This window comes from Pelotomaculum sp. FP (genome assembly GCF_004369245.1).
Taxonomy (GTDB): domain Bacteria; phylum Bacillota; class Desulfotomaculia; order Desulfotomaculales; family Pelotomaculaceae; genus Pelotomaculum_C; species Pelotomaculum_C schinkii.
In genome coordinates this window covers 1-26766 of sequence record NZ_QFGB01000021.1, presented here as the reverse complement: position 1 = coordinate 26766, position 26766 = coordinate 1, and the positions used below count along the sequence as shown (strand labels likewise).

21 protein-coding genes and 1 pseudogene are annotated in these 26766 nt (G+C 51.0%); all 22 read left to right on the top strand.

Translation table 11 applies throughout. The features are described from left to right. The first annotated feature begins 25 nt into the window (after window positions 1-25). The gene (gene clpB / locus Psfp_RS10050; protein ID WP_134218409.1) at window positions 26-2614 is read left to right on the top strand and encodes an ATP-dependent chaperone ClpB; all 2589 of its coding nucleotides are present in this window, start codon (window positions 26-28) and stop codon (window positions 2612-2614) included. Window positions 2615-2951: 337 nt separating this feature from the next. After that, complete coding sequence (hflX, locus tag Psfp_RS10045) at window positions 2952-4214, top strand: GTPase HflX (RefSeq protein WP_348981130.1); 1263 nt, start codon at window positions 2952-2954, stop codon at window positions 4212-4214. Between the two features lie 208 nt (window positions 4215-4422). Further along, complete coding sequence (locus tag Psfp_RS10040; RefSeq protein WP_134218408.1) at window positions 4423-5190, top strand: flagellar motor protein; 768 nt, start codon at window positions 4423-4425, stop codon at window positions 5188-5190. Window positions 5191-5213: 23 nt separating this feature from the next. Continuing rightward, window positions 5214-5993, top strand: coding sequence for a flagellar motor protein MotB (locus Psfp_RS10035; RefSeq protein WP_134218407.1), 780 nt, complete (start codon window positions 5214-5216; stop codon window positions 5991-5993). Window positions 5994-6279: 286 nt separating this feature from the next. Further along, window positions 6280-6588, top strand: coding sequence for a flagellar biosynthesis anti-sigma factor FlgM (gene flgM, locus Psfp_RS10030; RefSeq protein WP_243120577.1), 309 nt, complete (start codon window positions 6280-6282; stop codon window positions 6586-6588). Window positions 6589-6619: 31 nt separating this feature from the next. Further along, on the top strand, window positions 6620-7114 hold the full coding sequence (locus Psfp_RS10025) for a flagellar protein FlgN (RefSeq protein WP_134218406.1): 495 nt from the start codon (window positions 6620-6622) through the stop codon (window positions 7112-7114). A 13-nt stretch (window positions 7115-7127) separates the two neighbouring features. After that, window positions 7128-8528 (top strand): flagellar hook-associated protein FlgK, encoded by a 1401-nt coding sequence (gene flgK / locus Psfp_RS10020; RefSeq protein WP_134218405.1) that lies wholly within the window; start codon window positions 7128-7130, stop codon window positions 8526-8528. A gap of 12 nt (window positions 8529-8540) precedes the next feature. Next, window positions 8541-9530: a flagellar hook-associated protein FlgL gene (gene flgL / locus Psfp_RS10015; protein WP_134218404.1), complete on the top strand. Its 990-nt coding sequence runs from the start codon at window positions 8541-8543 to the stop codon at window positions 9528-9530. 20 nt (window positions 9531-9550) lie between these two features. Further along, the gene (locus Psfp_RS10010; protein WP_134218403.1) at window positions 9551-9895 is read left to right on the top strand and encodes a hypothetical protein; all 345 of its coding nucleotides are present in this window, start codon (window positions 9551-9553) and stop codon (window positions 9893-9895) included. Between the two features lie 43 nt (window positions 9896-9938). Next, the gene (locus tag Psfp_RS10005; RefSeq protein ID WP_190259202.1) at window positions 9939-10391 is read left to right on the top strand and encodes a flagellar assembly protein FliW; all 453 of its coding nucleotides are present in this window, start codon (window positions 9939-9941) and stop codon (window positions 10389-10391) included. After that, window positions 10372-10599: a carbon storage regulator CsrA gene (gene csrA / locus Psfp_RS10000; protein ID WP_134218401.1), complete on the top strand. Its 228-nt coding sequence runs from the start codon at window positions 10372-10374 to the stop codon at window positions 10597-10599. The genes Psfp_RS10005 and csrA overlap by 20 nt, the downstream gene beginning before the upstream one ends. Before the next feature lie 136 nt (window positions 10600-10735). Further along, a complete protein-coding gene (locus Psfp_RS09995) occupies window positions 10736-11968 on the top strand; it encodes a flagellin (protein ID WP_134218400.1) in 1233 nt (410 codons plus the stop codon). 233 nt (window positions 11969-12201) lie between these two features. Further along, window positions 12202-12849, top strand: coding sequence for a lytic transglycosylase domain-containing protein (locus tag Psfp_RS09990; RefSeq protein WP_192895360.1), 648 nt, complete (start codon window positions 12202-12204; stop codon window positions 12847-12849). Between the two features lie 462 nt (window positions 12850-13311). Further along, a complete protein-coding gene (gene fliD / locus Psfp_RS09985; RefSeq protein ID WP_134218399.1) occupies window positions 13312-14826 on the top strand; it encodes a flagellar filament capping protein FliD in 1515 nt (504 codons plus the stop codon). Between the two features lie 23 nt (window positions 14827-14849). Continuing rightward, complete coding sequence (gene fliS / locus Psfp_RS09980) at window positions 14850-15245, top strand: flagellar export chaperone FliS (RefSeq protein ID WP_134218398.1); 396 nt, start codon at window positions 14850-14852, stop codon at window positions 15243-15245. A 3-nt stretch (window positions 15246-15248) separates the two neighbouring features. After that, the gene (gene flgN / locus Psfp_RS09975; protein WP_134218397.1) at window positions 15249-15734 is read left to right on the top strand and encodes a flagellar export chaperone FlgN; all 486 of its coding nucleotides are present in this window, start codon (window positions 15249-15251) and stop codon (window positions 15732-15734) included. 17 nt (window positions 15735-15751) lie between these two features. Beyond that, on the top strand, window positions 15752-16117 hold the full coding sequence (locus Psfp_RS09970) for a flagellar protein FlaG (protein WP_134218396.1): 366 nt from the start codon (window positions 15752-15754) through the stop codon (window positions 16115-16117). A 257-nt stretch (window positions 16118-16374) separates the two neighbouring features. Further along, on the top strand, window positions 16375-18690 hold the full coding sequence (locus tag Psfp_RS09965) for a chemotaxis protein CheA (RefSeq protein WP_134218395.1): 2316 nt from the start codon (window positions 16375-16377) through the stop codon (window positions 18688-18690). Window positions 18691-18896: 206 nt separating this feature from the next. Next, a complete protein-coding gene (locus Psfp_RS09960; protein ID WP_134218394.1) occupies window positions 18897-22079 on the top strand; it encodes a methyl-accepting chemotaxis protein in 3183 nt (1060 codons plus the stop codon). A gap of 90 nt (window positions 22080-22169) precedes the next feature. Beyond that, window positions 22170-22667 (top strand): chemotaxis protein CheW, encoded by a 498-nt coding sequence (locus tag Psfp_RS09955; RefSeq protein ID WP_243120576.1) that lies wholly within the window; start codon window positions 22170-22172, stop codon window positions 22665-22667. Between the two features lie 44 nt (window positions 22668-22711). Then, window positions 22712-23317 carry a CheR family methyltransferase gene (locus tag Psfp_RS09950; protein WP_134218392.1) on the top strand — a complete coding sequence of 202 codons (606 nt, stop codon included), beginning with the start codon at window positions 22712-22714 and terminating at the stop codon, window positions 23315-23317. A gap of 85 nt (window positions 23318-23402) precedes the next feature. Continuing rightward, window positions 23403-26766: pseudogene (locus Psfp_RS09945) on the top strand (methyl-accepting chemotaxis protein); the annotation flags it as partial.

Below are 26766 nucleotides of genomic sequence, written 5' to 3'. Positions count from 1 at the left end.
TTTTTACAACAGGGGGGAAACAGTCATGAGAACGGATAAATTTACCCTAAAGACCCAGGAGGCCTTTGAAGCTGCTCAGGGCATTATGTCTCAGCACGGCCACCAGCAGATGGAGGGTGTCCACCTCCTCCTGGGCTTATTGCAGCAGGAAGAGGGGATCGTTAAACAGATCCTGCAAAAGCTTGAGATTGATTTGAACAAGTTAAAGGTCGAAGCGCAGGCTGCCGCCGGCCGGTTGCCCAGAGTACAGGGCGCCGGAGGTATATACCTTTCTAAAGAGCTATCCGAAATTATCGATTTGGCCTGGAAAGAAGCCGAAAGGCTCAAGGATGAATACCTGAGCACCGAGCACCTTTTGCTGGGGATGGTTGCCCGGCGGGAAGGGGAAGCTGGAAGGATCTTACGCTCACATGGAGTTTCACCGGACCGGGTTTACAAGATCCTGCTGGAAATTCGCGGTACCCAGCGGGTTACCGACCAGAACCCTGAGGATAAGTACCAGTCTCTGGCTCGTTTCACCAGGGACCTTACCGACCTGGCCCGCAAAGGCAAGATGGACCCGGTGATCGGGCGCGACGAAGAAATCCGCCGGGTGGTGCAGGTGCTATCCAGGCGCACCAAGAACAACCCTGTTTTAATCGGCGAGCCCGGCGTTGGTAAAACCGCTATTGTGGAGGGTCTGGCCCAGCGTATTTTAGGCGGGGATGTGCCGGAGGGACTAAAGAACAAGCGTCTCTTAAGCCTGGATATGGGAGCGCTCATTGCGGGCGCGAAGTACCGGGGTGAATTTGAAGACCGGCTGAAGGCGGTATTAAAGGAAATAGCCGAGGCGCAGGGTGAAATCATCCTCTTTATCGATGAATTGCACACCCTGGTGGGCGCCGGAGCGGCGGAAGGCGCGGTTGACGCGGCCAACATGTTGAAACCTGCCCTGGCCAGGGGGGAACTGCACTGCGTGGGCGCCACTACCCTGGACGAGTACCGCAAATATATCGAAAAAGACGCAGCCCTGGAGCGCAGGTTCCAGCAGGTCTACGTGGGTGAGCCCTCTGTCGAGGACAGCATTGCTATTCTACGGGGGCTGAAAGAAAAATACGAGGTGCACCACGGGGTGCGTATCAAAGACGCCGCCCTGGTGGCCGCAGCGACGCTATCTCACCGCTATATTACGGAGCGGTTCCTGCCCGATAAGGCCATCGACCTGATGGACGAGGCGGCTTCCCGCTTGCGCATCGAAATCGACAGCATGCCTACGGAAATAGACGAAATCGACCGGCGGGTAAGGCAGTTGGAAATAGAGAAGCAGGCGCTCTCCAAAGAACAGGATCGGGCCAGCGCGGAGAGGCTGCAGAAAATGGAAGATGAACTCAAAGAACTTAAGGCCAGGATGGAGGACATGAAGGAGCACTGGCGCAAAGAGAAGGAGCACATCCAGGGCATCCGTGAAATCAAGGAAAAGATTGAGGAGACTAGGTTGGCGGAACAGGCAGCCGAACGGGAAGCGGATCTCGGCAAGGTAGCCGAACTGCGCTACGGGGTCATACCTGAACTGAACAAGCGCCTGCAGCAGTATAACGAGAAGTTGGAAGGGCTGCAGAAGTCCCACAAGATGCTGAAAGAAGAAGTGGATGAAGAAGATATCGCCGAGGTCGTGTCCAAGTGGACGGGAATTCCGGTGTCACGCATGCTTGAGGGGGAAATTCAAAAACTTTTGCAAATGGAAGGGCTGCTTAAAGAGCGGGTGGTCGGGCAGGACCGCGCGGTCGAGGCTGTTTCAAACGCTATTCGTCGGGCTCGCGCGGGAGTGTCGGACCCGAACCGGCCTATGGGTTCCTTCATCTTTCTCGGCCCTACCGGAGTGGGTAAAACCGAGCTGGCCAGGGCGCTGGCCCATTTTCTGTTCAATGACGAGCGGGCCATGCTGCGCTATGACATGAGTGAATATATGGAGAAGCACACCGTTTCCCGCCTTGTAGGCGCTCCTCCAGGCTACGTCGGCTATGATGAGGGAGGCCAGCTCACTGAGGCTGTGCGGCGACGTCCTTATGCGGTAATACTATTTGACGAGATTGAAAAGGCCCACCCTGATGTGTTCAACATCCTGCTGCAGCTATTGGACGACGGCCGGTTGACCGATGGCCACGGGCGCACCGTGGACTTCCGTAATACCGTGGTGATTATGACCTCCAACCTCGGCAGCCACTGGTTCCGCGAAATTAACCCTGATCGACGCTCGGAGCTGGAAAACCGTGTGATGGGTGAGCTGAAGGATAATTTCCGGCCGGAATTTTTGAACCGTATCGACGAGGTGGTCATTTTCAACAACCTTGGCAAGCAAGAAATCATCAGGATTGTAGATATCCAGCTGGCCTTGCTGCAGGAACGGCTGAACAAGCTGGGATTTGATCTGGAGGTTACTCCGGAGGCTAGAGCCCTCCTGGCCGAGGAAGGTTATGACCCTGTATTCGGGGCGAGGCCGCTCAAGCGGGCCATCCAGAAACGGCTGGAAAACCCGCTTTCGGTGCACATTCTGGAAGGCGGAAAGGACCAGCGGGCCGGCATTCTGGTTAAAACCGGTACCACCGGCGACAGCCTGGTTTTCGAAGACCGCTAAAGGAAGCAGGGGGACGGGAAGCAGGGGGACGGTTCTTTTGCTTCCAAATTGACGGCGCAAGAAACTTATCCTTCAGAATGCTCTTGACTGAGCGAAGCGCTGCCGGCAGCACAGGAAAATCATAATCCCGCGGGTCTTTTCTTGGATGTGAAATCATTAGATACAACATTGCGCAAGTTTCATATTGTATGAGAGCGGATGGCTAATCTTTACGTGTCTAAATTTGGCAGGCGTGTTTGGATTGTGTTATATTAGTGAGTGATGATGCTTTTTTTGTCAATCCTGCCTCTAAACAGCGCACTCAAACCGGAATTAGGGCGAAAAAGGGGCGACCTTTTTGAAAAATATACCTGGCGCGATGCTGGAAAAAGCCATCCTGGTGGGGGTCGAGTCACCTGGCGATGATCCTGAACATGCCTCCTATTCTCTGGAAGAACTGGCCAGGCTGGTTGACACTGCCGGGGCGGAGGTCTTAAGTCAATTAACTCAAAAAAGGTCCAGGCCGGATGCCGCTACTTTTTTGGGAAGCGGGAAAACTGAGGAAGTTGCGGAGCTCTGCCGTTCCTTGACCGCCGACCTTGTTGTTTTTGACCGCGAATTGTCGCCGAGGCAGGCTCGCAACCTGGAGGCAATTACGGGAGTCAGGGTAATTGACCGGACCCAGGTGATACTTGATATTTTTGCCCGCCGGGCCAGGACCAGTGAAGGGAAGCTTCAGGTTGAACTGGCTCAGCTTAACTATCTTTTGCCCCGTTTAACCGGCAAGGGTGTTGCGCTTTCCCGCCTGGGTGGCGGTATTGGGACCAGAGGACCTGGTGAAACCAAGCTGGAGGTTGACCGCCGGCGTATCAGGCAGCGCATCAATGATTTAAAAGCAGAGCTTGAAATTGTTCATAAACACCGTGACCTGCTGCGCCGGAGCCGCAAGGAGGCGCCTATACCGCTGGTGTCCCTGGTAGGTTACACCAACGCCGGAAAATCAACTATACTAAGGATGCTGACCGGGGCTGACGTGCTGGTGGAGGACAAGCTTTTTGCCACCCTCGACCCAACTACCCGCCGGGTGGTTTTACCCAATAACGAAGCCGTCCTGTTAACGGACACCGTGGGGTTTATTCAGCGCCTCCCCCACCACCTAGTGGCAGCTTTCCGGGCTACTCTGGAAGAGGTGGTGGAAGCAGATCTCCTGTTGCATGTTGTAGATGCCTCCCATCCTGATATCAAAGGCCAAATCGAGGCAGTCGACCAGGTCCTGGAAGCCCTTGGGGCGGCTGCTAAACCAACTCTTATGGTGTATAATAAAATTGATCTGGTGGAACCAGCGGCACTGCCGCGCACGGGCAACGGGCCGCCGGCAGTGCTGATTTCCGCTATAACCGGCCGGGGCGCTTCTGATTTGTTGGCGGCTGTGGACAGGCTCCTTGCAGCCAGGCGGATGAGGACAACTTTTTTCATCCCATACAAAAGGAGCGGCATGCTGGCCATATTGCACGAAAAGGGCCGGGTTTTACATCAGGAGCACGGTCAGGAAGGTATAACTGTAGAGGCGGAGATTGAGGCGGTTTGGGCCAAAAGGGTAGAGTCGAAGTTGTGTGAATAATAAGGACTTATGAATGCAGGCCAATGAGCCTGTATTTTTATTTTTCTGAGATAATTTCATAACGGGTATCAATAAACAATCAAAAAAGCCGAATAACATACTGGATGTAGTTTTCTGATTGTACCAAGGCGCTTACTGGGCAGCCTTTTTTATTAAAAGTTCTTGCCCCGTATTTTGTTTAGTCAAGCCAAGGGAAGGGGTTTGTTGCGTGGGCGTAACCACTATTATCGGCTTTATAATTGCCGCCGGTTGTCTGGTATTGGCTTATATCCTGGATGGCGGGGACATCTCATCTCTATTCAGAGGCACCGCAGCGTTGATTGTTTTTGGAGGCACCATCGGGGCAACCACAATGTGTTTTTCTTTACAGGAGCTAAAGACTGTTCCCAAGCTCATCAAAATCATTTTATTTCATAAGCACCCGGACGAGGTCGCGTTAATCGAACAGATCGTGGATTTGTCGGATAAGGTTCGCCGGGAGGGCGTCTTGTATCTGGAAAAACAGCTTCCCCAAATCGATGACGATTTCATGCGCAAAGGGATTCAGCTTGTGGTGGACGGCACCGACCCGGAGCTGGTTCGCATGATCATGGAAACGGAATTGTATGCCATGCAGGAGCGCCACAGCGCCGGGGCCGGTGTCTTTGAGGCAGCCGGCGGCTTCGCCCCCACCATGGGGATTATTGGAACGGTGCTGGGTCTGGTGCATGTGCTTGGGAACCTTGACAGTCCGGAAACTCTGGGCCCGGCGATTGCACTGGCTTTTATCGCCACCTTGTATGGAATTGGCTCAGCCAATATTTTGTGGCTTCCCATCGCTGAAAAGTTAAAAAATATCGGCAAAAAAGAGGATATATTGCGAGAATTGATGCTGGAGGGGATTCTATCCATCCAGTCCGGTTACAACCCCTTGCTGGTGCGCGAGAGGCTGACAGCCTTTTTGAGGCCCAGGACACAATACGCAGGGGAAGAGTAGGCACGGAAGGAAGGTAGGTTTGGATGGAGCGGCGCGGGCTCACAAAAAGAAAGGACAACAAAGAAAGGTGGCTGCTGACCTATTCCGACTTGATTACCCTGCTCATGGCCTTTTTTGTGATGCTTTACGCGCTCAGCAGCATCAACGCGCGAAAATTTCAGGCAGTAGCCCTTTCTTTAGCAATGGCGATGGGGGGCGGCGGGCAGTCGGTGCTTAGTGAACCAGGCGCAGCCCTGGCGCCGGGTATCTCCAGCAGTAGTTTTGAGATAGACAAAGAGATGCAAGAGCTCAGTGAAATGGAGCGGATTAAAAATGAGCTGCAGGCCTATATAGATCAAAACGGTTTAAACGGGAAAGTAACGGTTAATTTGGAAGAAAGAGGGGTTGTGGTGAGCTTTCAGGATGTAGCCCTGTTTCCCTTGGGTTCAGCTGGGCTTTTGCCGGATGCCAAAGAGAAGATAAACAAAATTGGCCAGATTCTAATGAAGACTACTCATTACATAAGAGTTGAGGGACATACGGACAACCTTCCTATTAACACCAGATCATTCCCTTCCAACTGGGAACTTTCCGTAGCGAGGGCAACCAGCGTGGTCCAGGAATTAATTTATTCACTGAATTTCGCGCCTTACCGCCTGTCCGCCACCGGTTACGGCGAGTTTCGCCCGCGGGAGCCCAACGACTCGGAAGCCCAACGCCAACGAAACCGCCGGGTGGATATCGTGATTTTAAAGAGTAAGTATGAGACGGCTGAACCGGGGTCGCAAATACCGTCTTTTGATAACATAAATATATTACCCTAAAAATACATTTTCATCATACGTGGCGCCGCGATAGCGGCGTGTGGAACTACCATGAAAATGAGAAGCCGGCATACGAAGCGATATCCCAAAAATGCAGGCGCAAATTCATTCGCACATATGTTACATTAGATCCAACAAGTTTGGCGCTAAAGCGCGGGGTGCGTTGAAATCACACCCGGATTGCTGATTTCGTCTTGTAATGAGCCGCCAAATTTATTCTGGGCTTCAGATCATGCTAAAGTTTTTTTGAATTCTGACGAGATTTATTACAGAAACCGAAAAAGAGGTGAGCCCGCTGAAAATCAACGGAACGGGCGGAATTGACCATATCAAAGCCTATACAAAACAGCAACAAAAGGAAACCGATGAGGTGAAGAATAAACCAGGCGGTCAAATCCGTGGTGATACCTTGGAAATCTCAACAGAGGCCAGAAGAATGCAAAGATATAAGGGGATGCTTGCTGAAATCCCCGCAGTGCGGGAAGAGCTTGTGGACTCGCTGAAGCAAAGGATCAAGGACGGCTCCTACCGTCCCGACAGCGAAAAAATCGCCGCCGGGCTGATTGAAGAAAATCTTTCAGATAAGATTAAATAAATGTCATGAAGGTTATATAGGAAGGTGCCGCATGGAGTCTTTAGTTTTTGATTTATTCCAGGTGCTGGAGCGACAAAGGGAAATTCTGAAAGAAATGCTGACCGCAGCCCGTAACCATAACCATGCTCTGCGGCAAAACGACATAGTTGTCTTGAAAGAAATCATCATCCGGGAGGAAAAAATTTCAACCCGGTTGAAGGCGGAGGAGCGGCAGCGGGATCGCCTGCAAAAAGCCCTGGGAAAAAGGCTGGGTTTGCCGGGAGACGCTTCCTTGAGCAAGATGTTGCCGGACTTGCCTCAAAAACAAAGCGCCAGGCTGGCCGAGCTCACTGCAGAGATGAGAAATATTGCCGGGCAAATTGCCCGGCTGGTGGAGTTAAACCGTGTCCTTACCCGGGAGGCCATGCATTTTAATGAACGATTGCTGAGATTGCTCAAACCTATACATAACAATACCTATCAGCCCGACGGGAAGTCGACTTCTCCAGTGGGTTGCTCTTCGTCATTAATCAATAAAATCGTCTAAAGGGGTTGTAGCGATGCCCGGAACTTTTTTCGGCGTGGAAATCGCCCGCAGGGGTATCAACGTACACCGCGCGGCTATGGACGTCACCGGCCATAATATCGCCAATGCCAATACACCTGGTTATTCACGCCAGGCGGCCGTCATTCAGGCTTCGGATCCATGGACCGTACCTGACCTGGCGACAAGTTTACAGCCGGGGCAAATGGGTACAGGCGCTCAGGTTGAGCAAGTCAGACGCATCAGAGACTACTATCTTGATGTGCAATATCGCCAGGCCGGCAGCTACGAAGGTTACTGGGAACAAAAACTGGATTTCGCCCAGCGGATAGAAACTGTTTTCCCTGAACCGGATGGCCAGGGCATTCAGGCCGGGTTACTCGATTTTTTTAATGACTGGCAGGATTTAAACAATGACCCGCAAAACTCCGGTGTCAAAGCGGCCGTAAAGGAGTCGGGCGATGAACTGGCGGCTACTATTCGACAAACATACAGTCAGCTTGTTGGTATCGGCGAAAGTATTACGGGTGCAATAAGCGATCAGGTGGATCAGGCAAACAAGTTGCTGACCGAAATAGCCGATGTTTCCAATGCGATTATTTTCACCATCAAAAATGGCGCGCAGCCCAACGACCTGCTGGACCAGCGCGATCAATTGCTGGATCAACTGGCAGCGCTCGGCCCGATCAACGTAGATGTGCAGGACAGCGGCATGATTACTGTGAATTTCATCAATAGTACCGCTACAGTTTTACAAGACGACGGCACCGGTAAAGTGACTGCTTCTCAACTGGCCCTGATCACGGGGGCAGGCGCCGGAGGCGATGAGAACCATTTATCTGTTGACGGTGTGGACGTGATCAATCTGACCGGCCTGGCGGATTACTACACCGGCGCCCCGGAAGGAGCAGGTATGGGCGCTATCCTGGGCAATGAGTCGGCGCGACTGGAGAATAAAGACTTGTTGGAGCAGTTGGATAACCTAGCAGTGGCTGTCATTGATAACATCAACGATAAGTCGGGCTTGACTTTCTTCACCGGCGCGGGAGCTGCCGATATTGCCCTGGACGACGGCGTGAAAAACAATTGCGACATTATCATTGGTGAAAACGCGCTGACGGTAGCTCAACTGCAGAGTACCCCTGTAACGATTGGCACAGCAACTGCGACATTTGAAAATTACTACCAGGGTATTGTCGCCCAGGTGGGGGCGAATGCAGAGAAGGCCGACAGAATGCTCGATAACCAGCAGGCCATTTCCCAGCAAATCGACTCACTTAGACAATCGGTTTCAGGCGTATCCCTGGACGAGGAATTAACCATGGTGATCCAGATCAATTACGGCTATCAGGCCAGCGCCCGCATGCTCAGCATGCAGGATGAGATGCTGGATTATCTTATTAACAGGATAATATAGGGGGGATTTTCAATGCGACGCGTGTCTAATATGATGATAACCAATAACTCGATTCGATATATTCAAAATAACCTTCAGCGGTCGGCCCGTTTGCAGGAACAGATCGCGGCTGAAAAAACCATCCTCCGCCCCAGCGACAATCCCGGGCAAATCAGCCACGTGATGGCCGTAAATTCCACCATTTCAAGAAATGAGCAGTATTCCCGCAATATCGACGACGGGCTGGCCTACCTGAACCAGGCCGACTCGGCCCTCGGCACCATCGGAGAGACCCTGATCGACGCCAAAACGCTGGCGTCGCAGGGCGCCAACAGTCACCTGGGCAACGACGACAGGAAGGCGATAGCCGAGCAAATCGATAAACTGATAGATGCGCTGGTAGACCTCGGCAACAGTTCCCTGGGGGGGAAATATCTGTTTGCCGGGAAAAAGAACAGCCAGCCTCCGTTTTACCGGGATCCCGCTACCGGCGAGGTGTACTACCGGGGGGACACCCAGCGGGTTTCCAGAGAGATTGTGTTCGGTTCCAGCTATGAGGTGGACGCTGCCGGGGTTACGGATTTTGGCTCAGCGAATGCCGGCGTGTTCGGTACGCTGGCAGACCCGACCGATCCGGCCAACCAAATCGACGATCCCCTGAATCCGGGCCAGAAGATGACCAAAGTGACCGGCGGCCCGCTGGAGGTTTTGAAAAACCTCAGAGAAAGGCTGCAAAACGACGATATGACCGGTATCAACGAGTCTCTGGGGGAACTGGACGAGGCCATTGACGCCGAACTGGTGCAGCGGGTCGCCGTGGGAGCCAGGACCAAACACCTGGAAGCAGTGCAGAGTCAACTGGATGATCAGAACGCGAAGCTGCAAGAGGTGCTCTCGAATATACAGGATGCGGATTTTACCAAATTAACCGTCGAAGCGGCCGAGAATGACCTGGTGTACCAGGCATCGCTGCTGGTATCTACGAAGCTCTTGCAGACCAGCCTTTTGAATTATTTAGATTAAATAAAAAAGAGTGATCCGGTATGAAAATAGGGGCCGGGGGATTGCAGGCAATGGCCGCCCAGGAGGTGTCCCGGGCGTTGAACGCCGGCGGCTCAAAACCAACTATGGAAGAAGCCTTGCTGCAGGGTGAGGACCTGGCCATGCGCCGCATGCGGTATGAATTAAACCAGGCGGTGGAGCGGATGCGCCGGGCGGCGGAATTCTATAACCAGCCCCTGGACTTTAAGGTTCAAAAGGATAAACCGAAGATCAAAGCGCGCGACCGGCGCAGCGGGGCCGGCAGGGAATTTACCCTGGAAGAGGCCGAAGCCTGGCTGGCGGAGTTATATGAAAACAAAGGCAGAAATTTAAACGGATATGCATAAATAAGTGACCGTATGGTCACTTTTTGCTCAAGGAGGGCGGATCGTGGCGGACGCTGATCGGGTTAATAACCGGCAATATGAAAATTTACTATTTCCCTGGGGATTACCAGGGCTGGAGGATTATCACGAATTTACCTTGAACTCGTTGGGCCAGGATTCTCCCTTTGGTTTCTTGCAAGCTGCCGGACAGCAGGAGATTGGATTATTGCTGGTCAATCCTTATGTTTTTTTTGAGCATTATGAGTTTGAGCTTAGCGAAGAAATAGCCGGCCAACTTAAGATAGATGACGAGAACCAGGTAGCGGTTTTATGTACCGTAAACACCAGCCAGGGTTATGGTGCGGCTACGGTAAATCTGCTGGCGCCGATAATCATAAACAGAGAAAAATTGCTGGCCAAACAGGTGGTCTTAAATGATCAGAAGTATTCCCTCCGCACCCCTTTAAACTGCGGGGCTAAAAAGGAGGAGCGCAAAGATGCTGGTGCTGGCGCGTAAAAAAGGGCAGTCAATCATGATTGGCCGGGATATTAAAATGGTTGTGGTGGAAGTTACCGGGGAAACAGTACGGCTGGGCATTGAAGCCCCCCCGGATATGGAGATTTTTCGTGAAGAATTATATAGGGATTTGCAAATAGAAAATAAAAAGGCCATTACCAGTACTGAAGAAGTAATACGTTTTCTGAAGAATAACAGTAAAGAATAAAAGAAATCCACCTAGATTACTAAACCTCCGGCGTTTACCGCCGATATATATACTAGAACAAAACCGGGGCGGCCGACCCGGTTTGCTCAAACCGCATGGATGCGGTGTAAAAAGAAAAATTCATGGAGGAATGAAAATGATTATCAATCACAACATTGCGGCGCTGAATACCTATCGTCAGTTGAATGCCGGTAATGCTGCAGCTTCAAAATCAATGGAAAAACTATCATCAGGTATGCGTATCAACCGCGCCGGTGATGACGCGGCAGGTCTGGCCATCTCAGAAAAAATGCGCGCCCAGGTGCGTGGTTTAGACCAAGCTACCCGCAACGCCCAAGATGGTATTTCCTTAATCCAGACTGCAGAAGGCGCGTTGAACGAAACCCACTCCATTCTGCAACGTATGCGTGAACTGGCTGACCAAAGTGCTAACGACACTCTGACCGCTACTGACCGTGCCGAAATCCAAAAAGAAGTTAACCAGTTAACTGAAGAACTTGGTCGTATCGGTAATACTACCGAATTTAACACCAAAAGCCTGTTAGATGGTAGCTTTAGTGGTAAATTCCACATTGGAGCTAATGAAGGCCAGTCAATTTCTTTCGCAATTGGTGATATGAGAGGATTTAGTTTGGGAGTTGCTGGTGATGTGGAATTTACTGAAACAGTTACACCGTCAGGTACTACTGATTTTGTAGACGGGGTATACACCATTGTTGGAACTGATTTAATGGATGCTGATGGAAATGTGGTTGCTACGACTGCTGATGGCTTAACTTACACTTCTTCGGCTAACAGCGAAACAATCGTGTTCACACAAGAGGTAGATTCAGGAAAAATCGTAATTAAAGATGGGAAAGCTACTGGTACGTCTAAATTCGTTAATGGTGGATTAGAAGCAGGTTCTTATACCATTAAATTTGTTTCTGGAGAATCTACTCTTGTAGACTCCAACGGCAAAACTGTTGCCACTTCCGCTGATGACACAGTATTCACAAATGTAGATGGAGATACTGTATTAACATTAGATGCAGCCGCAACTGGTGACATGAATATCACCGTCGGCGGTATCAACGTATCCGACCAAGCATCGGCCGACGCAGCTATCACCACTATCCAAAGTGCTATCGAAAGCGTATCTGCCGAACGTTCTAAACTCGGTGCTTACCAAAACCGTTTAGAACACACCATTAACAACCTGGGTACTGCTTCCGAAAACTTAACTGCTTCTGAATCACGTATCCGTGATGTAGATATGGCCAAAGAAATGATGGAGTTCACCAAGAACAACATCCTCTCCCAGGCCGCTCAGGCAATGTTAGCTCAGGCCAACCAGCAACCCGAGGGCGTACTCCAGCTCCTGCGGTAATTGCTATCAAACAACCAAAAAGGGGTCTCAGGCTCGTCCTGGGGCCTTTTTTACACTGTTAACCATGCGTCTAACCAGGGGGGCGGTTCCCGTGGTGGCGAAGGGGAATTAACCGGCCAACCATCTTTACAGATGAAGAAAAATTAAAAGGCGCACTTGAAAGAGCAGTCTCCGTCATGCGGGAGCTTAGGCCGGGGGCTGCTCTCTAAGCAAAGTTTAGGAGGATTTTCCCGTTGGAGATCAGCGTGTTCATCAGGGCTTTCCTGCTGGAATACCTGGCCGCGGCGCAGGGTAAAACGGCCCGGGTCCATAAAACAGAAGACGAAAATCAGTTCGCTTCGCTTCTCAGTCTTGCTCTCGCCGGGATCGGCCTGCGGACGCCGCCGCAATCCGGCGGCGCGACGGGTCTTCAGCACGGGGCCTCCGGGTTCCCGTCCGGCGGACAGGCCGCCGCGGCGCCGCTCACCGGCCGCACAGGCGGCGGGGCGCGTGGCGGCGCCGGACTGGAAGCTTTGATTGAGGAAGCGGCCGGAAGGTACGGCGTCGACCCGGCCCTGGTTAAATCGGTTGTCCAGGCAGAATCCAATTTCAACCCAAATGCCAAGTCACCAGCAGGAGCAATGGGTTTAATGCAACTCATGCCCGAAACGGCATATTCTTTGGGAGTCAGGAACCCCTATGACCCAGCCCAGAACATAGACGGCGGCGTGCGGTACCTAAGACAGATGCTGGACCGCTACGGCGGCAACGCCGCCCTGGCCCTGGCCGCGTACAACGCCGGTCCCGGCGCCGTTGATCAGGCGGGCGGCATACCGGGCTACCGGGAAACCAGAGATTACGTCCAAAAGGTATTGGGCAACAGATTAAACTATACTGTTTAACGGCAGGGGTGACAGGAGCACGGCAGGCTGTGTGATAAAACACTTTGGTATAGAGAGAAAGGGAAACACTGGTAAATTGTTTCGATAGGATTATTGAAGGCTAGTTCGGTTTAGGCCGGGGCTAACCTTCTTACTATTTCTTCAACTCCCAGGATGCTGATTACCCCAACCGGCATGCGTACAACATAAGCCATAGGGGCCGGAGCGGCCCCAAACAGGTATTGAAGTTACGGATGTTAGTATAACGCTCACTACCACCGGTGGGAAAAAGATTTTGTTGGAACAGTGGAGATAAGCAGCCTAAAAGAATACACATTATTTTGACATGATTATTAAAGAATAGATAAATTTAACCGATAAATAAAATAGGAATATTACAATAGGAACCCATGCCGCTAATGCGATTCCGTATTAAAACTAAGTGATGCGGCTTTGGGTTGGCCTGGAAAGGCGGGAAAGTCGATGAGTTCGATTAATAGAATTTTTGGCTTGTCCGGGTCCGGCCTGGACGTCGACCAGATTGTTTCGGATTTGATGAAAGTCCAGCGTATGAAGCAGGACAAAATCAAGCAAAACAAACAAATTGCAGAGTGGCAGAAAAGCGATTACCGCGATCTGAATAATTCCCTGCGCACCCTGCGGGACAGCGTTTTTCAGATGAAGCTGCAGGGTACTTACCTGGCCAAGAAAGCGACCTCTTCAAACGAAGGGATTGTCAAGGTCACGGTAGCCAACTCTGCCGTGGCCGGGTCGAATACCATAAGAGTGACCCAGCTGGCTTCCAACGCCAGGTTGGACAGCGCTTCCACTGTGGCTTTTGATTCTAGCAAGACGACATTGGCGGATCAGTTGGGCCTGGCTGCCGGCACGGTTACTTTTACAGTAAACGGCAGCGAAAGTATTACCATCGACACCAGTCAAGACAATATCGATACGCTGGTCAGCAAAATAAACGGGGCCAAAACCGCCGACGGGAGCAGCGCCGGAGTCGGCGCCGTTTTTGACAAGACCCTGCAGCGCATGTTTATTTCTTCCACGGCCACCGGCTCGGCTGCGCAGGTGAAGTTCGAAAATATTACGGATCCTTGCGGATTGTTTGCCTCATTGAACCTTGGAACCCCCACCGGAACTCCGCCAACACTGGAATCAAACGGCGCCAACGCCATAATTGTTTATAACGGCATGACCCTGGAAGAAGCCAGCAATCGGTTTACCATTGCCGGGGTGACATATACCCTTACCGGCACGTCGGACACTGAAACGGTAAACATCACCCTCTCCAATGACACCGATGGGATCTATGAAAACATTAAGTCATTTGTAGACCTTTATAATACCACCATCGATAAACTGAACACCAAACTATTCGAAGAAAGAGACACCAGTTACCTGCCCTTAACCGATGACGAGCGGGAAGAACTCAGTGAGAAGCAGCAGGAAAAATGGGAAGAGATAGCCAAAACCGGTCTGCTGCGTAACGATAGCATTTTAAGCGGAGTTGTCCGTAGCATGCGGTATAGCTTATCTTCCGTTGTTAGCGGAGTGAATGCGGATTATAACTGCCTGGCGGATATAGGGATCACCACGGAACTTTACTATGAAAAAGGCAAGTTGAAAATAAACGATGAGGAACTCAAAAAAGCCATAGATACCAATCCCCAGGCAGTCATGGATCTGTTTACCAAAACTTCCGACGTCATCGGCGAGAAAGGCCTGGCGGTAAGGCTATATGATAATCTGACGGGCGGAATCGAACAGATTATCGATAAGGCAGGCGCCGAGGACTCTTACAGCCTGGTGGACAATAGTGTTTTGGGAAAGAAAATTACCAGTTACAGCAAGCTGATTGCAGAGTGGGACGACAGGCTGGAGAATATAGAGGCCCGCTATTATAAGCAGTACGCCGCCCTGGAGACTGCTTTGAGCCAGTTGAGCCAGCAGAGCGCCTCGTTGTCGTCGCTGCTTGGCGCCGACTAATATTGCTTGGGAGGTAGGGCGCAATGGCCGATAGTGCGAATCCGTATCAGCAGTACCAGCAAAATGCAGTGAAGAGCGCGGGCAGGGGTGAGTTGACCCTGATGCTGTATAATGGCGCTATAAAATTTATCAAGCTGGGAATGAAACTGGCCGGGGAAAAAAACATCCAGGGGGCGCATAACGCAATTGTCCGGGCGCAGGAAATCATTACCCATCTCAATGAAACGTTGAATATGGATTATGAATTATCGGCGGGCCTGGCCTCGCTGTATGAGTACATAAACAGGCGCTTAGTGGAAGGCAATCTGAAAAAAGATCAGGATATTTTAGGCGAGGCGCTGGGCCTGGTGGAAGATTTGCGGAATGCGTGGGCGGGGTCTCTGAAACTGTCCAAACCCAATATGGCCAGCGGGCAATGAGTGATGGAACAATATTTGAGTGACTGGCTAAGGAAAACCATTGAGCTTACGGACAGGAAAAAAGACCTGTTAAAAGAAATTTTGCAGTTGACCGCCGCGCAAGCAGAGTTATTGGAGCCAGGTCAAGTTCAGGAGCTTTTGACGCTTGTCAAGCAGAGGCAAAAGTACGTCGACGATATTACTGTAATTGAAGCTGAGTTATTGCAGACGGAAGCAAAAATCCTGGATGCATGCGGCATAACGTTCTGGCCGGCAGGAAAAACCGTTTACAACTCGGATTGGCAGAAAATCGACGCCCTGCGGCGGGACATCCAGGCGCTGTTACGGGAAACGCAAATCTTGGATAAAAGCAATAGACTGGCTATTTCCACAAAGTGTGAGGAATTAAAAATAAGTATAAAATCCTTGCGCGACAGGAAGGTATCCTTAAGAGCTTATCACGTGACGGCCTTACAGCCTGATGGATATTTTATAGATCAAAAAAAATAGTTCCGGGGTGAATTACAATGAAAGTTCAGAGTATTGACTCCACTTCCCTTCCCCTGAAGCCGGATCTGAAAACAAAAACTTTTCCGGAAAGGCAGGAAACAAATCCGACGGATGTTAAGTCGCAGTTTCAAAGCCAGGACGAGTCTGAAAAAACTTCTTCCCCTGAGGTATTGGAAGAAGCAGTTGATAAAGCAAACCGGACTCTGGAAACATACGGTACCGAACTGCGTTTCAGTATCCATGAAGCCAGTGGGGAAATAATGGTAAGAGTCATCAATACCAAGGATGATTCGGTTATCAGGGAAATTCCGCCCGAGCGGGTCCTCGATTTTGTGGCGAACGTGAAGAAGATGCTGGGGATTATTATCGATAAATTGATTTAACGCTGTGCCTGGTGAACTTCACTGGCACGGCAGCGCTCATATAAAGCAAGTTTCCTTTGGTCTCCGGAAGTGGTCGTTTATTGACGCTTGCTTGGTACGGCGGGAAATCTCCGGGCATGTTGGTTTCCTTGAGCTTTTCAAGGAAACTTTGTCTTTAGTGGGATATAAGAATGTGATTGGCAAATGCGGAGGGAAAGGCCGGCAGGCGGTCCATTGATCTTAGGGTAATCCATCGCTGCTGAAGAGGTGCCATAAATATGTTTGACGACGATCTGAACGAAAAGTTAGAAATGGTAAATTGTTTTGTAACTGAAAGCCGGGAGCTTTTGGATGACGTTGAACCACAAATCATAGCTTTGGAGAGGGACGCGGTCTCTTTCGGAAAAATTGACGAGGAAATACTCAATGCGATATTTCGTCTCTTCCATTCATTAAAAGGATCGGCTTCTTTTTTAGATCTTCAAACAGTGATCAGGGTAACACATGAAGCAGAAACTTTACTGGATATTTTTCGCAATGGACAAGCTGTTTTGGAGCCCGGGCATATTGACCTGCTCATCCGTACCAGTGACTTTATCAGAAATATTTTGGATACAGTAGAGCGGCAGCGAAGCGATGAGGGCTTCGAGGCCGGCGCGGAAGTGATTATAGATGATTTTAAAAAAGCGATTCAAGCTATTGACGGAGGACAGCCGACTTTAAACGTCGCCGGCCCTAAAATAGATGCAGATACATCTCCTGACCCCGCAGAAGGCGCCGGAGAAGCCGGTGAAAACATCCCCCATGATAGTTTGGAAGGAATGGACCTGTCTATTGTCCCGGAAATGACCGGGCGTTTTGTTGAAGAAAGTATAGAACTTTTGGATGACGCAGAGAGAGCTTTACTGGTACTTGAGAAGACACCGGATAATTTGGAAAGCGCCGGTCAAGCTTTCCGCGATCTGCATAGTTTTAAAGGCAATGCAGGCTTTTTGGCGTACGCGGAACTGGAGGAGGTAAGCCATCATGCTGAGACGCTCCTTGATAGGATCAGAGAAGGCGCCATAGTTTGTGACGCGGTGGCGGTATCTTTCCTGCTGATTGCCATAGATGTTCTGCGGGACGGAGTCCGCCAGATCGAAAACAATATTACCCCTGAATTATCTGGAAAACAAGAGATATGCATGTATTTAAAAAATATGGCCGGGGACGCCGGCGAAGATGCAAGTGAAGATGGGCAGGAATCCGAACCGGGCTGTCTCGAAAAACCGGGGGACTTTGAAAACTGGCAAATAGAAGAAAATATAAAGGAGCATTCAGTAGAGGAAAAGCAGCAGCAGGATACTCCTGCACATGGAGAAGCTGCGAAAGCTGGAGAGAGACAAGAGCCGGGCGTTGCAAAAGAAAAAAGGCTCGCTCAGCAGCAGGTAATCCGTGTAGATCTTGAAAAACTTGATAAACTTCTGGACCTTGTTGGCGAACTGGTCATTTCTGAAGCAATGGTGGCCAATAACCAGGACTTGAAAGGGCTTCAACTGGATCGATTTGAAAAAGCCGTATTACATCTTGATAAAATAACCAGGGATATCCAGGAAGTGGCGATGTCCATGCGGATGATTCCCCTTAGTGGAACCTTCAGCAAGATGGTGCGTCTGGTACGCGACCTGTCCCAAAAAGTAAACAAGAAAGTTAGCTTGGAAATCATCGGAGAGGAGACCGAGGTAGACAAGACTATTATTGAACAGATCTCCGATCCCCTGGTGCATCTTATCCGCAATGCGGTGGACCATGGCATCGAAGAGCCCGAAGAACGAATCGCAGCGGGAAAACCGGAGTCGGGCCAGTTGACCATTGAAGCGAAGCACTCAGCCGGCGAGGTGTGGATCACCATAGAAGACGACGGCAGAGGGTTGGACCGGGAAAGAATATTGCAAAAGGCTATAGAACGAGGTCTGGTCATTGACGAAGATCGTGATATGAAAGACGAGGACGTGTGGCGGCTGATATTTGAACCCGGGTTTTCCACAGCTGATAAAGTCTCGAGCATATCCGGCAGGGGTGTCGGTATGGATGTTGTAAAACGCAATATCGAAAAACTGCGAGGCAGGGTGGATATCCGCAGTGTGAAAGGCGCCGGAACCGTATTTGCCGTCCGCATTCCCCTGACCCTGGCCATAATTGAGGGAATGGTGGTAAAAGTTGGCCCCAACCGGTACACCATCCCGATCAATTCGATTAAGGAATCACTGCAGCCTACCGGCGGCCAGATTACCTGTATGCCGGACAATCAGGAAGTGGTAAGTATTCGCGGAGAACTTTTGCCTGTAATCCGCCTGCATGAACTCTATGGTGTAGCGTCGGACTGCCGGAGCCTTGACAGTGGAATTTTGGTCGTTGTGGAGAATAGTGAAAAAAAATGCTGCCTGTTCGTGGACGAAGTGCTGGGTCAGCAGCAAATAGTGATTAAGGCGCTGTCCAGTTACCTGGGGCACGTCAAAAGCGTGTCGGGGTGCGCCATCCTTGGTGACGGCGATATAAGCATGATCCTTGACGTAGACGATTTGATTAACTCTGCAGAAGGCGCCAATAACTAAAATGTTATTTTGTGGAGGTGAAATCTGAGTTTATAAGAAAGACGGGACGATGAGCCCCTGTCAGAAAATAACCATTTGCTTGAACAAGTGACATCCGGCGCGCAATAATTGCGGAACGTCGAGGTCCTTAACTCAGTGGCCCTCAGGTGCGCGTAAAAAGTAAAGCCAATTTGCTTTTTCAGCAAGAAAGAACGGGGGATCGCTTAATGAAACTGGGAATTAAGGTAATGTTGACATTCTGTGCAATTACTGTTCTAAACGTGGTAATCGGCTTGGCAGGTTATTGGTGGCTATCCGGGATAAATTTAGCGATGGCGCTTATCGCCGGCAGCGCATTGGTGCTTGCAATGGGGTATTTCTTACATTGCAGCATTTCCGTCAGCATAAGTGATCTGGCGGCGGAGTGCAGCCGGGTGACGAAAGCGGCGCAGGAAGGAAAGCTGGATATCAGGGGGGATGCAAAAAAAGTCAAATCAGAGTTTCAGGAAGTTATCCATGGATTTAATAAAACCCTGGACGCGGTGACCGTCCCGCTGAATTTGGCGGCTGATTATTTGGAGCATATCGCCAAGGGTGAAACAGCGCTGCCGAAGATTACCGAAAGCTATAACGGTGACTACAATAGGATTAAGGACAGCTTGAATGCCTGCATCCAGGAGATAGCTACTCTTGTCGGTGAGGTCGGCGTGGGTATTAACGCCGCCCGCGAAGGCAAACTGGATATAAGGGCAAATCCCGACAAGACAACCGGTGTGTATCGCAAGATCCTCCGGGGTATAAACGATACCCTGGATGCGGTAATCGGCCCGTTAAATGTGGCAGCCGAGTATGTGGACCGGATCAGCAAGGGCGACATCCCCCCGAAGATCACAGACACTTACAACGGTGACTTCAACGAGATTAAGAACAACCTGAATGCGTGCATTGACGCCGTAAACGGCCTGCTTCATGAAGCGGGCAGCCTGATCAAAGCCGTCGAAGACGGCAGGCTGGACGCCAGCGGCAACGTGGCAGCCTATACCGGCGACTGGAGGAAACTGTTGGGTGGTATGAACGGCCTGATTGAAGCGGTAGCCAATCCTGTTAATGAAATGCTGGCAGTTTTCGGAAAAATGGCAGTAAATGATTTCAGCCAGAAAATGGTCAAAGATTACGCCGGCGCATGGAACAACCTCAAGGAAGCGACAAACCTGGTCCATGCACAGTTAACTCGCATTCAGAAAATTTTAGATAATATCAGCAATGGCGATCTCAGTGACTTGGACGAACTGAAGAAAGTTGGGAAGAGAAGCGCCAACGACGAACTGATTTCTGCTATTGTCGGGATGATGGAGGCAATCCAGAATCTGGTGGCCGACGCCAATAAGCTGGCAGCGGCTGCGGTGGAAGGCAGGCTCGACACCAGGGCCGATGTGACGAAGCACAACGGCGACTTCCGCAAGGTTGTCGAGGGGGTTAACAAGACCCTGGACGCGGTAATCGGGCCTTTAAACGTGGCGGCTGAATATGTGGATCTGATCAGTAAGGGCAGCATTCCGCCGAAGATAACGGATACCTACCGGGGTGACTTCAACGAGGTCAAGAACAACCTGAATGGCTGCATAGATGTCGTGAACGGCCTGCTTAAAGAGGTGGATCACCTTATCCAGGCCGTCCAGGATGGCAAACTGGATACCCGCGGCCAGGCAGCGGCTTTTGCCGGCGATTGGGGTGAACTGGTGGGAGGTATGAACGGCATGATGGAGGCCGTATGCAGCCCGGTGAATGAACTTATTGCTGTTCTGAAACGGATGGCGGTTAACGATTTAACCAAAAGGATGGACAAAGAATATTCCGGCGCCTGGGACGACCTGAAGAAGGCCACCAATGATGTTAATATGCGGATGACAAAAATTCGTGAAACTGTAATTAATATCAGCAACGGTAGTCTTGTTGACCTGGAAGATTATAAGAAAGTCGGGCGCAGAAGCGAAAACGACGGATTAGTTCCCGGTTTTATCAAGATGATAGAAGCCATCCAAAAGCTGGCCGGCGACGCCAACATGCTGGCCGGGGCGGCAGTGGAAGGCAAGCTGGACACCCGGGCCGACGCGGCCAGGCACGACGGCGAGTACCGCAAGATCATCGACGGAGTCAACAGGATGATGGACGCCGTAATCAACCCGATTCATGAAGCAGCCGGTTGCCTGAAGGAGATGGCCAACGGCAACCTGGACGTGCGAGTCGCAGGTAATTATAAGGGTGACCATGCCATCATTAAAAATGCTCTCAATACTACACTTGAAGCGCTTAATAAAATCATCAAAGAAGAGGCGGTCAGATGCTTGCAGGAAATAGCTGAAGGCAATCTGGACGTTGCTATCACCGGTGACTATAAGGGTGACTACGCTTGTATTAAAGATGCTCTTAACAAAACTGTTAACGACCTTAATGAGAGTTTGGGACAGATTTCCATAGCTATCGAACAGGTAAACACTGGCGCCTGGCAGGTGTCTGAATCCAGCCAGGCCCTGTCGCAGGGAGCGGCAGAGTCGGCCGGCGCCCTGGAAGAGCTCACTTCCTCCATGCAGGAAATGAACTCCCAGACCAAACAAAATGCTGAAAACGCCATGCAGGCCAACCAGCTTGCCACCCAGGCCAGAGGCACCGCGGAGAAAGGCAATGAGCAGATGGCGCAGATGGTCAAGGCCATGAGCGACATTAATGAATCCGCTGCTAATATATCTAAAATAATCAAGGCGATCGACGAGATCGCTTTCCAAACCAACATACTGGCCTTAAATGCCGCGGTTGAGGCAGCCCGTGCCGGCAAGCACGGTAAGGGCTTTACCGTCGTAGCCGAGGAAGTGAGAAATCTTGCCCAGCGTAGCGCCAAGGCGGCCAAGGAAACTGCCGAGATGATCGAGGGCTCGATCAAGAAGACCGAAGTAGGCGCCAGGATCGCCGAAGAGACCTCCAGGGCACTGGAGGAAATCGTACTGGGCACCACCAAGGTAACTGACCTGATCAGCGAAATAGCCTCTGCCTCGAAAGAGCAGGCTTTGGGTATCGGGCAAATAAACGAGGGTTTAAATCAGGTTGACCAGGTCACGCAGCAGAACTCGGCCGGCTCGGAAGAACTGGCCGCCGCTAGCGAAGAGATGTCCAGCCAGGCCGCCATAGTAAAACAAATGCTGGATAAGTTTAAACTTAAAAAACAAGCTTCTCCAGATGTGCCGGCAGGTAGAGCCCCTCAAATGTCACACTTGCGTCCTTCTCAGAAAGAAACCTGGAGCAGCAAGAATAAACCGGTTAGGATGGGCGCCCTGGAGGTTGCCGCCACAAAAGATGACGGGGTAAAGCCGCAACACATTATTTCCCTGGACGATGCGGAATTCGGCAATTTTTAGACAACCATTTCAACGTTGCCATACCGGTTGGGGCAAGCTGGCCGTGCGCTATCTTGCCCCTCTATGGAGTTTATTAAGGAGGTGAAATCTGTGAGTTTAAAAGAAAGATGGGACGATGAGCCCCTGGAAGACGATGATGAGGACACTCAGGAGGACAAGTTCCTGACCTTTTTTCTAAACAGGGAAGAATTCGGCATCGAAATCCGCTACGTAATGGAAATAATCGGAATACAGAATATTACTGAAGTTCCGGATGTGCCCCGCTATATCAAGGGAGTAATCAACTTGCGCGGCAAGGTCATCCCGGTCATGGACGTACGGCTGCGTTTCGAGATGGAGGAACGCGCCTATGACGATCGAACCTGTATTGTGGTGATCTGTATCGACGAGCAATCGGTGGGGCTGATTGTCGACCGTGTGTCCGAAGTCCTGGATATCCCCAAGGGTAATATTGAGCCGCCGCCAAAGGGGAAGAGAGGCGAAAACAGCCGTTTTATCCAGGGGATGGGCAAAGCCGGCGAACAGGTAATAATTTTATTAAACGCCAACCAATTGCTTTTTGATTTTACTCAGGGAGATGATCACTAGTGTCACTTGCTTTAAAAAAAATTGAGGTCAGGTGACACAGAAAAATGGCTTTTACGTATTTTTTTCGGGATATGCACACACTTGAACTGATTATTAAGCATGTGGTCCCATATATTGCCGGACGCAGCAAGGTTCGCGTGTGGGACGCCGGCTGCGCCATGGGTCCCGAACCCTATTCCCTGGCGATGCTGTTTGCCGAAAATTTAGGACACTTTGCCTTCCGCAATTTTCATATTGACGCCACAGATTTGGATGCCAGCAACCAGTTTGGCAAGAGCATCTGCGAAGGAGTATATAAGGAAGACGCTCTCAGGCGGATCCCGCGGGATTATTTTAAAAAGTATTTCCAGCCGGACGGGATGAGCGGCTGTTTCAAGATCAACGAGCTGATTAGAAGCAAGGTTTTTTACCAAAGGCACGATTTGCTCTCCTTGCAGCCGGTTGGGTACGGTTTCAGTCTGGTTTTGTGCAAGAATGTACTGTTGCATTTCCAGCCCTCCGAGCGGATTGAAGTGATCAAGATGTTCCATGGCGCCCTGGCGCCGGGCGGCTACTTTGCCATGGAGCAGACGCAGAAAATGCCGCAGGAGATTGAGCATTTGTTCGAACAGGTAACGTCCGACGGGCAATTGTTCCGGAAAAGCGTCTAAATAACGCTGACGCGGCCCTTACCGGGGGACGTGTAAAGTAAAAGCCGATAAGTTTTAAGCGAGAAAGAAATGGGGGAGCTCCTTAATGAAACTGACAACCAGAGTAATTTTGACATTCTGTGCAATCATTGCTCTAGCCATGTTAATCAGCCTGGCAGGTTATTTAGGGTTATCCGGAATAGCTTTAGCGGTGGTGCTCGTTGGCGGCAGCGCGTTAGCGCTTGCCATGGTTTTTTCCCTAAATCGCGGTATTTCCGGCGTCATCAGTGACCTGGCGGCAGAATGCGGCCGGGTGGCGAAAGCAGCGCAGGAAGGGAAGCTGGATGTCCGGGGGGATGCAAAAAAAGTCAATGCAGAGTGTCGGGAAGTCATTGACGGGTTCAATAATACCCTGGACGCGGTGATCGGGCCGCTGAACGTGGCCGCCGAGTATATAGAACGGATCAGCAGGGGCGACATGCCGCCGAAAATTACCGACAGCTACAACGGCGACTTCAACGAGATCAAGAACAACCTGAATGGCTGCATTGACGCCGTAAAGGGCTTGCTGCAAGAAGCTAAAAACCTGATCCGGGCTGTTGGGGAAGGCCAACTGGATACCCGCGGCAACGCAGAGGCCTTTAACGGCGAATGGGGCGAGCTGGTGAGCGGCATGAACGGTTTAATGGAGGCCGTAGCCGAACCGGTTAACGAAATCATATCGGTTTTTGCACGGATCCAGGAAAATGATTTTACCAAAAAGATGGATAAAGAATATGTAGGTATTTGGGATGACCTGAAAAGCGGTTGCAACAGAGTCGTTTGGCTCGTAAACGACATTCAGGATACGGCAAAAAGGGTCAGCAACGGTGATCTAAGCAAATTGGACAAGCTGAAGCAAATTGGGCGAAGATGTGACAATGATGAATTGGTACCCACCTTTGTTCAGATGATGGAGTCCATCCGCAGCCTGGTAACCGATGCGAACGCTCTGGCTCAAGCGGCGGTAGAGGGCAAGCTTGATGCCCGGGCTGACGCTGCGAAGCACACGGGCGATTTTCGCAAGGTCATTGACGGGTTCAATAATACCCTGGACGCGGTGATCGGGCCGCTGAACGTGGCCGCCGAGTATATAGAGCGGATCAGCAGGGGCGATATGCCGCCGAAAATTACCGACAGCTACAGCGGCGACTTCAACGAGATCAAGAATAACCTGAATGGCTGTATTGACGCCGTAAACGGCTTGCTGCAGGAAACTGAAAACCTGATCTTATCCGTTAGAGACGGCCGACTGGATACCCGCGGCGACGCGGCGGCCTTTAACGGTGATTGGGGCAAGCTGGTGGGCGATATGAACAGCTTGATGGAAGCTGTCGCCGAACCGGTTGACGAACTGATGGCGGTGCTTGGCCGGATGGCGGTAAATGATTTCACCCTGAACATGGAAAAAGAGTACAGCGGGGTTTGGAATGAACTGAAAGCTTATGCCAACAGAGTTACCGCAGCGATTAGGGATCTCCAGAATACAACGAAAAAAATCAGCAACGGTGACTTAAGCGACCTGGATATGCTTAAAGGAATTGGGCAAAGAAGTGACAATGATGAATTGGTGCCCGCCTATATTCAGATGATAGAAGCCATCAAAGAACTGGTGGCTGACGCTAACATGGTGGCTGAGGCGGTGGCGGCCGGCAATTTGGCCGTACGGGCCGATGATGCCAAGCATGGCGGTGACTTCCGCATGGTTGTCGAGGGCCTCAATCGTACCATGGATGCGGTCTCCGAACCGGTAAATGAGATGTTGGCGGTGGTTGACCGGGTAGCCTTGAATGACGTGACCCTTAAGATGGAAAAAGAGTATCGCGGCGCCTGGAACGACCTGAAGAACGGTGTTAACAGCTTCATAAGAATTATAACACACATCCAAAATACGGTGATTAAAATCAGCCGCGGTGACGTAAGCGAGCTGGAAAACGATAAAAAGATTGGGCGGAGATGCGAAAATGACGAGCTGATGCCGGCCATGATTAAAATGATGGAGTCTATCCGGGGGCTGGCCGACGACGCTGTGATGCTGACCGGGGCGGCAATGGCCGGCAAGTTGGATGTCCGGGCCGACGTTACCAAACACAACGGTGAGTACCGCAGGATCATTGAAGAGTTCAACGGCACTCTCGACGCGTTGATCGGGCCGTTGAACGTGGCAGCCGAGTATATAGACCGGATCAGCAAGGGTGAGATGCCGCCGCAGATCACCGACAATTACAGCGGTGACTTTAATGAGATCAAGAACAACCTGAACACCTGTATCGACAGCATCAGCAGTGTTGTGACCGAGATGAACAACTTATACGAGGCGCAGAGCGCAGGCGACGCCGACTATTATATCCAGGAGGAGCGCTTTAGCGGCTTTTACCAGCAAATGGTCACCGGCGTCAACCAGTCGGTTAAAATTCACGTCAGGAATACCCTTAAAATCCTTAAAGTAGTTTCAGCTTATGCTGAGGGCGACTTTTCAAAAATACTGGAAAAGCTGCCGGGCAAGCAAGTGATTGCCAACGAAAAGATGGATCTGATCAGGAACAACCTCCTGAGCCTGATCAATGAGATCAACACCCTGGTCCACGACGCCAGGCTGGGTAAGCTTGACACCCGCGGCAACGAGGCGGCCTTTGCCGGCCACTGGGGCAAGCTGGTCGCTGAGATGAACGGCCTGATGGAGGCTGTGGCCGGACCGGTCGGCGAATTGCAGGCGGTGTTGGACCGGCTGGCGGTTAACGACCTGACCCGGAAGATGGTGAACGAGTACAGCGGCGTATGGGATGAACTGAAAGGCGATATCAACAGCGCGATTGACCAGGTAGCGAATATAGAGCGTGTATTGGTAAATATCGGAAATGGAAATCTGGATGACCTGGATGGGCTCAAGAAAATCGGGCAAAGAAGCGACAATGATAAATTAGTGCCCGCCGGTATTCATATGATCGAGGCCATCCGGCACTTGCTCAAAGATGCGGAGGAACTGGTTCAGACGGCCATAGACGGCAAGCTTGACACCAGGGCAGACGCCTCCAGGCACGAAGGTGAGTACCGCAAGATCATCGACGGTTTCAACAAGACCCTTGACGCTGTGCTCAACCCGATTAACGAAACGGTGGAATGCTTGAAAGAAATGGCCGGGGGCAATCTGGACGTCGCAGTCACCGGTAATTATAAAGGTGATCATGCTATCATTAAAGACGCTCTAAACAAGACCCTTGAAGCTATAAACGAAACCATGGGGCAGGTTACCATCGCGATGGAACAGGTAAATACCGGCGCCTGGCAGGTTTCCGACTCCAGCCAGTCCCTGTCGCAGGGCGCGGCAGAGTCGGCCAGCACCATGGAACAGCTCACTTCCTCCATGAATGAAATGAACTCCCAGACCAAACAAAACGCCGATAACGCCATGCAGGCCAACCAGCTTGCCA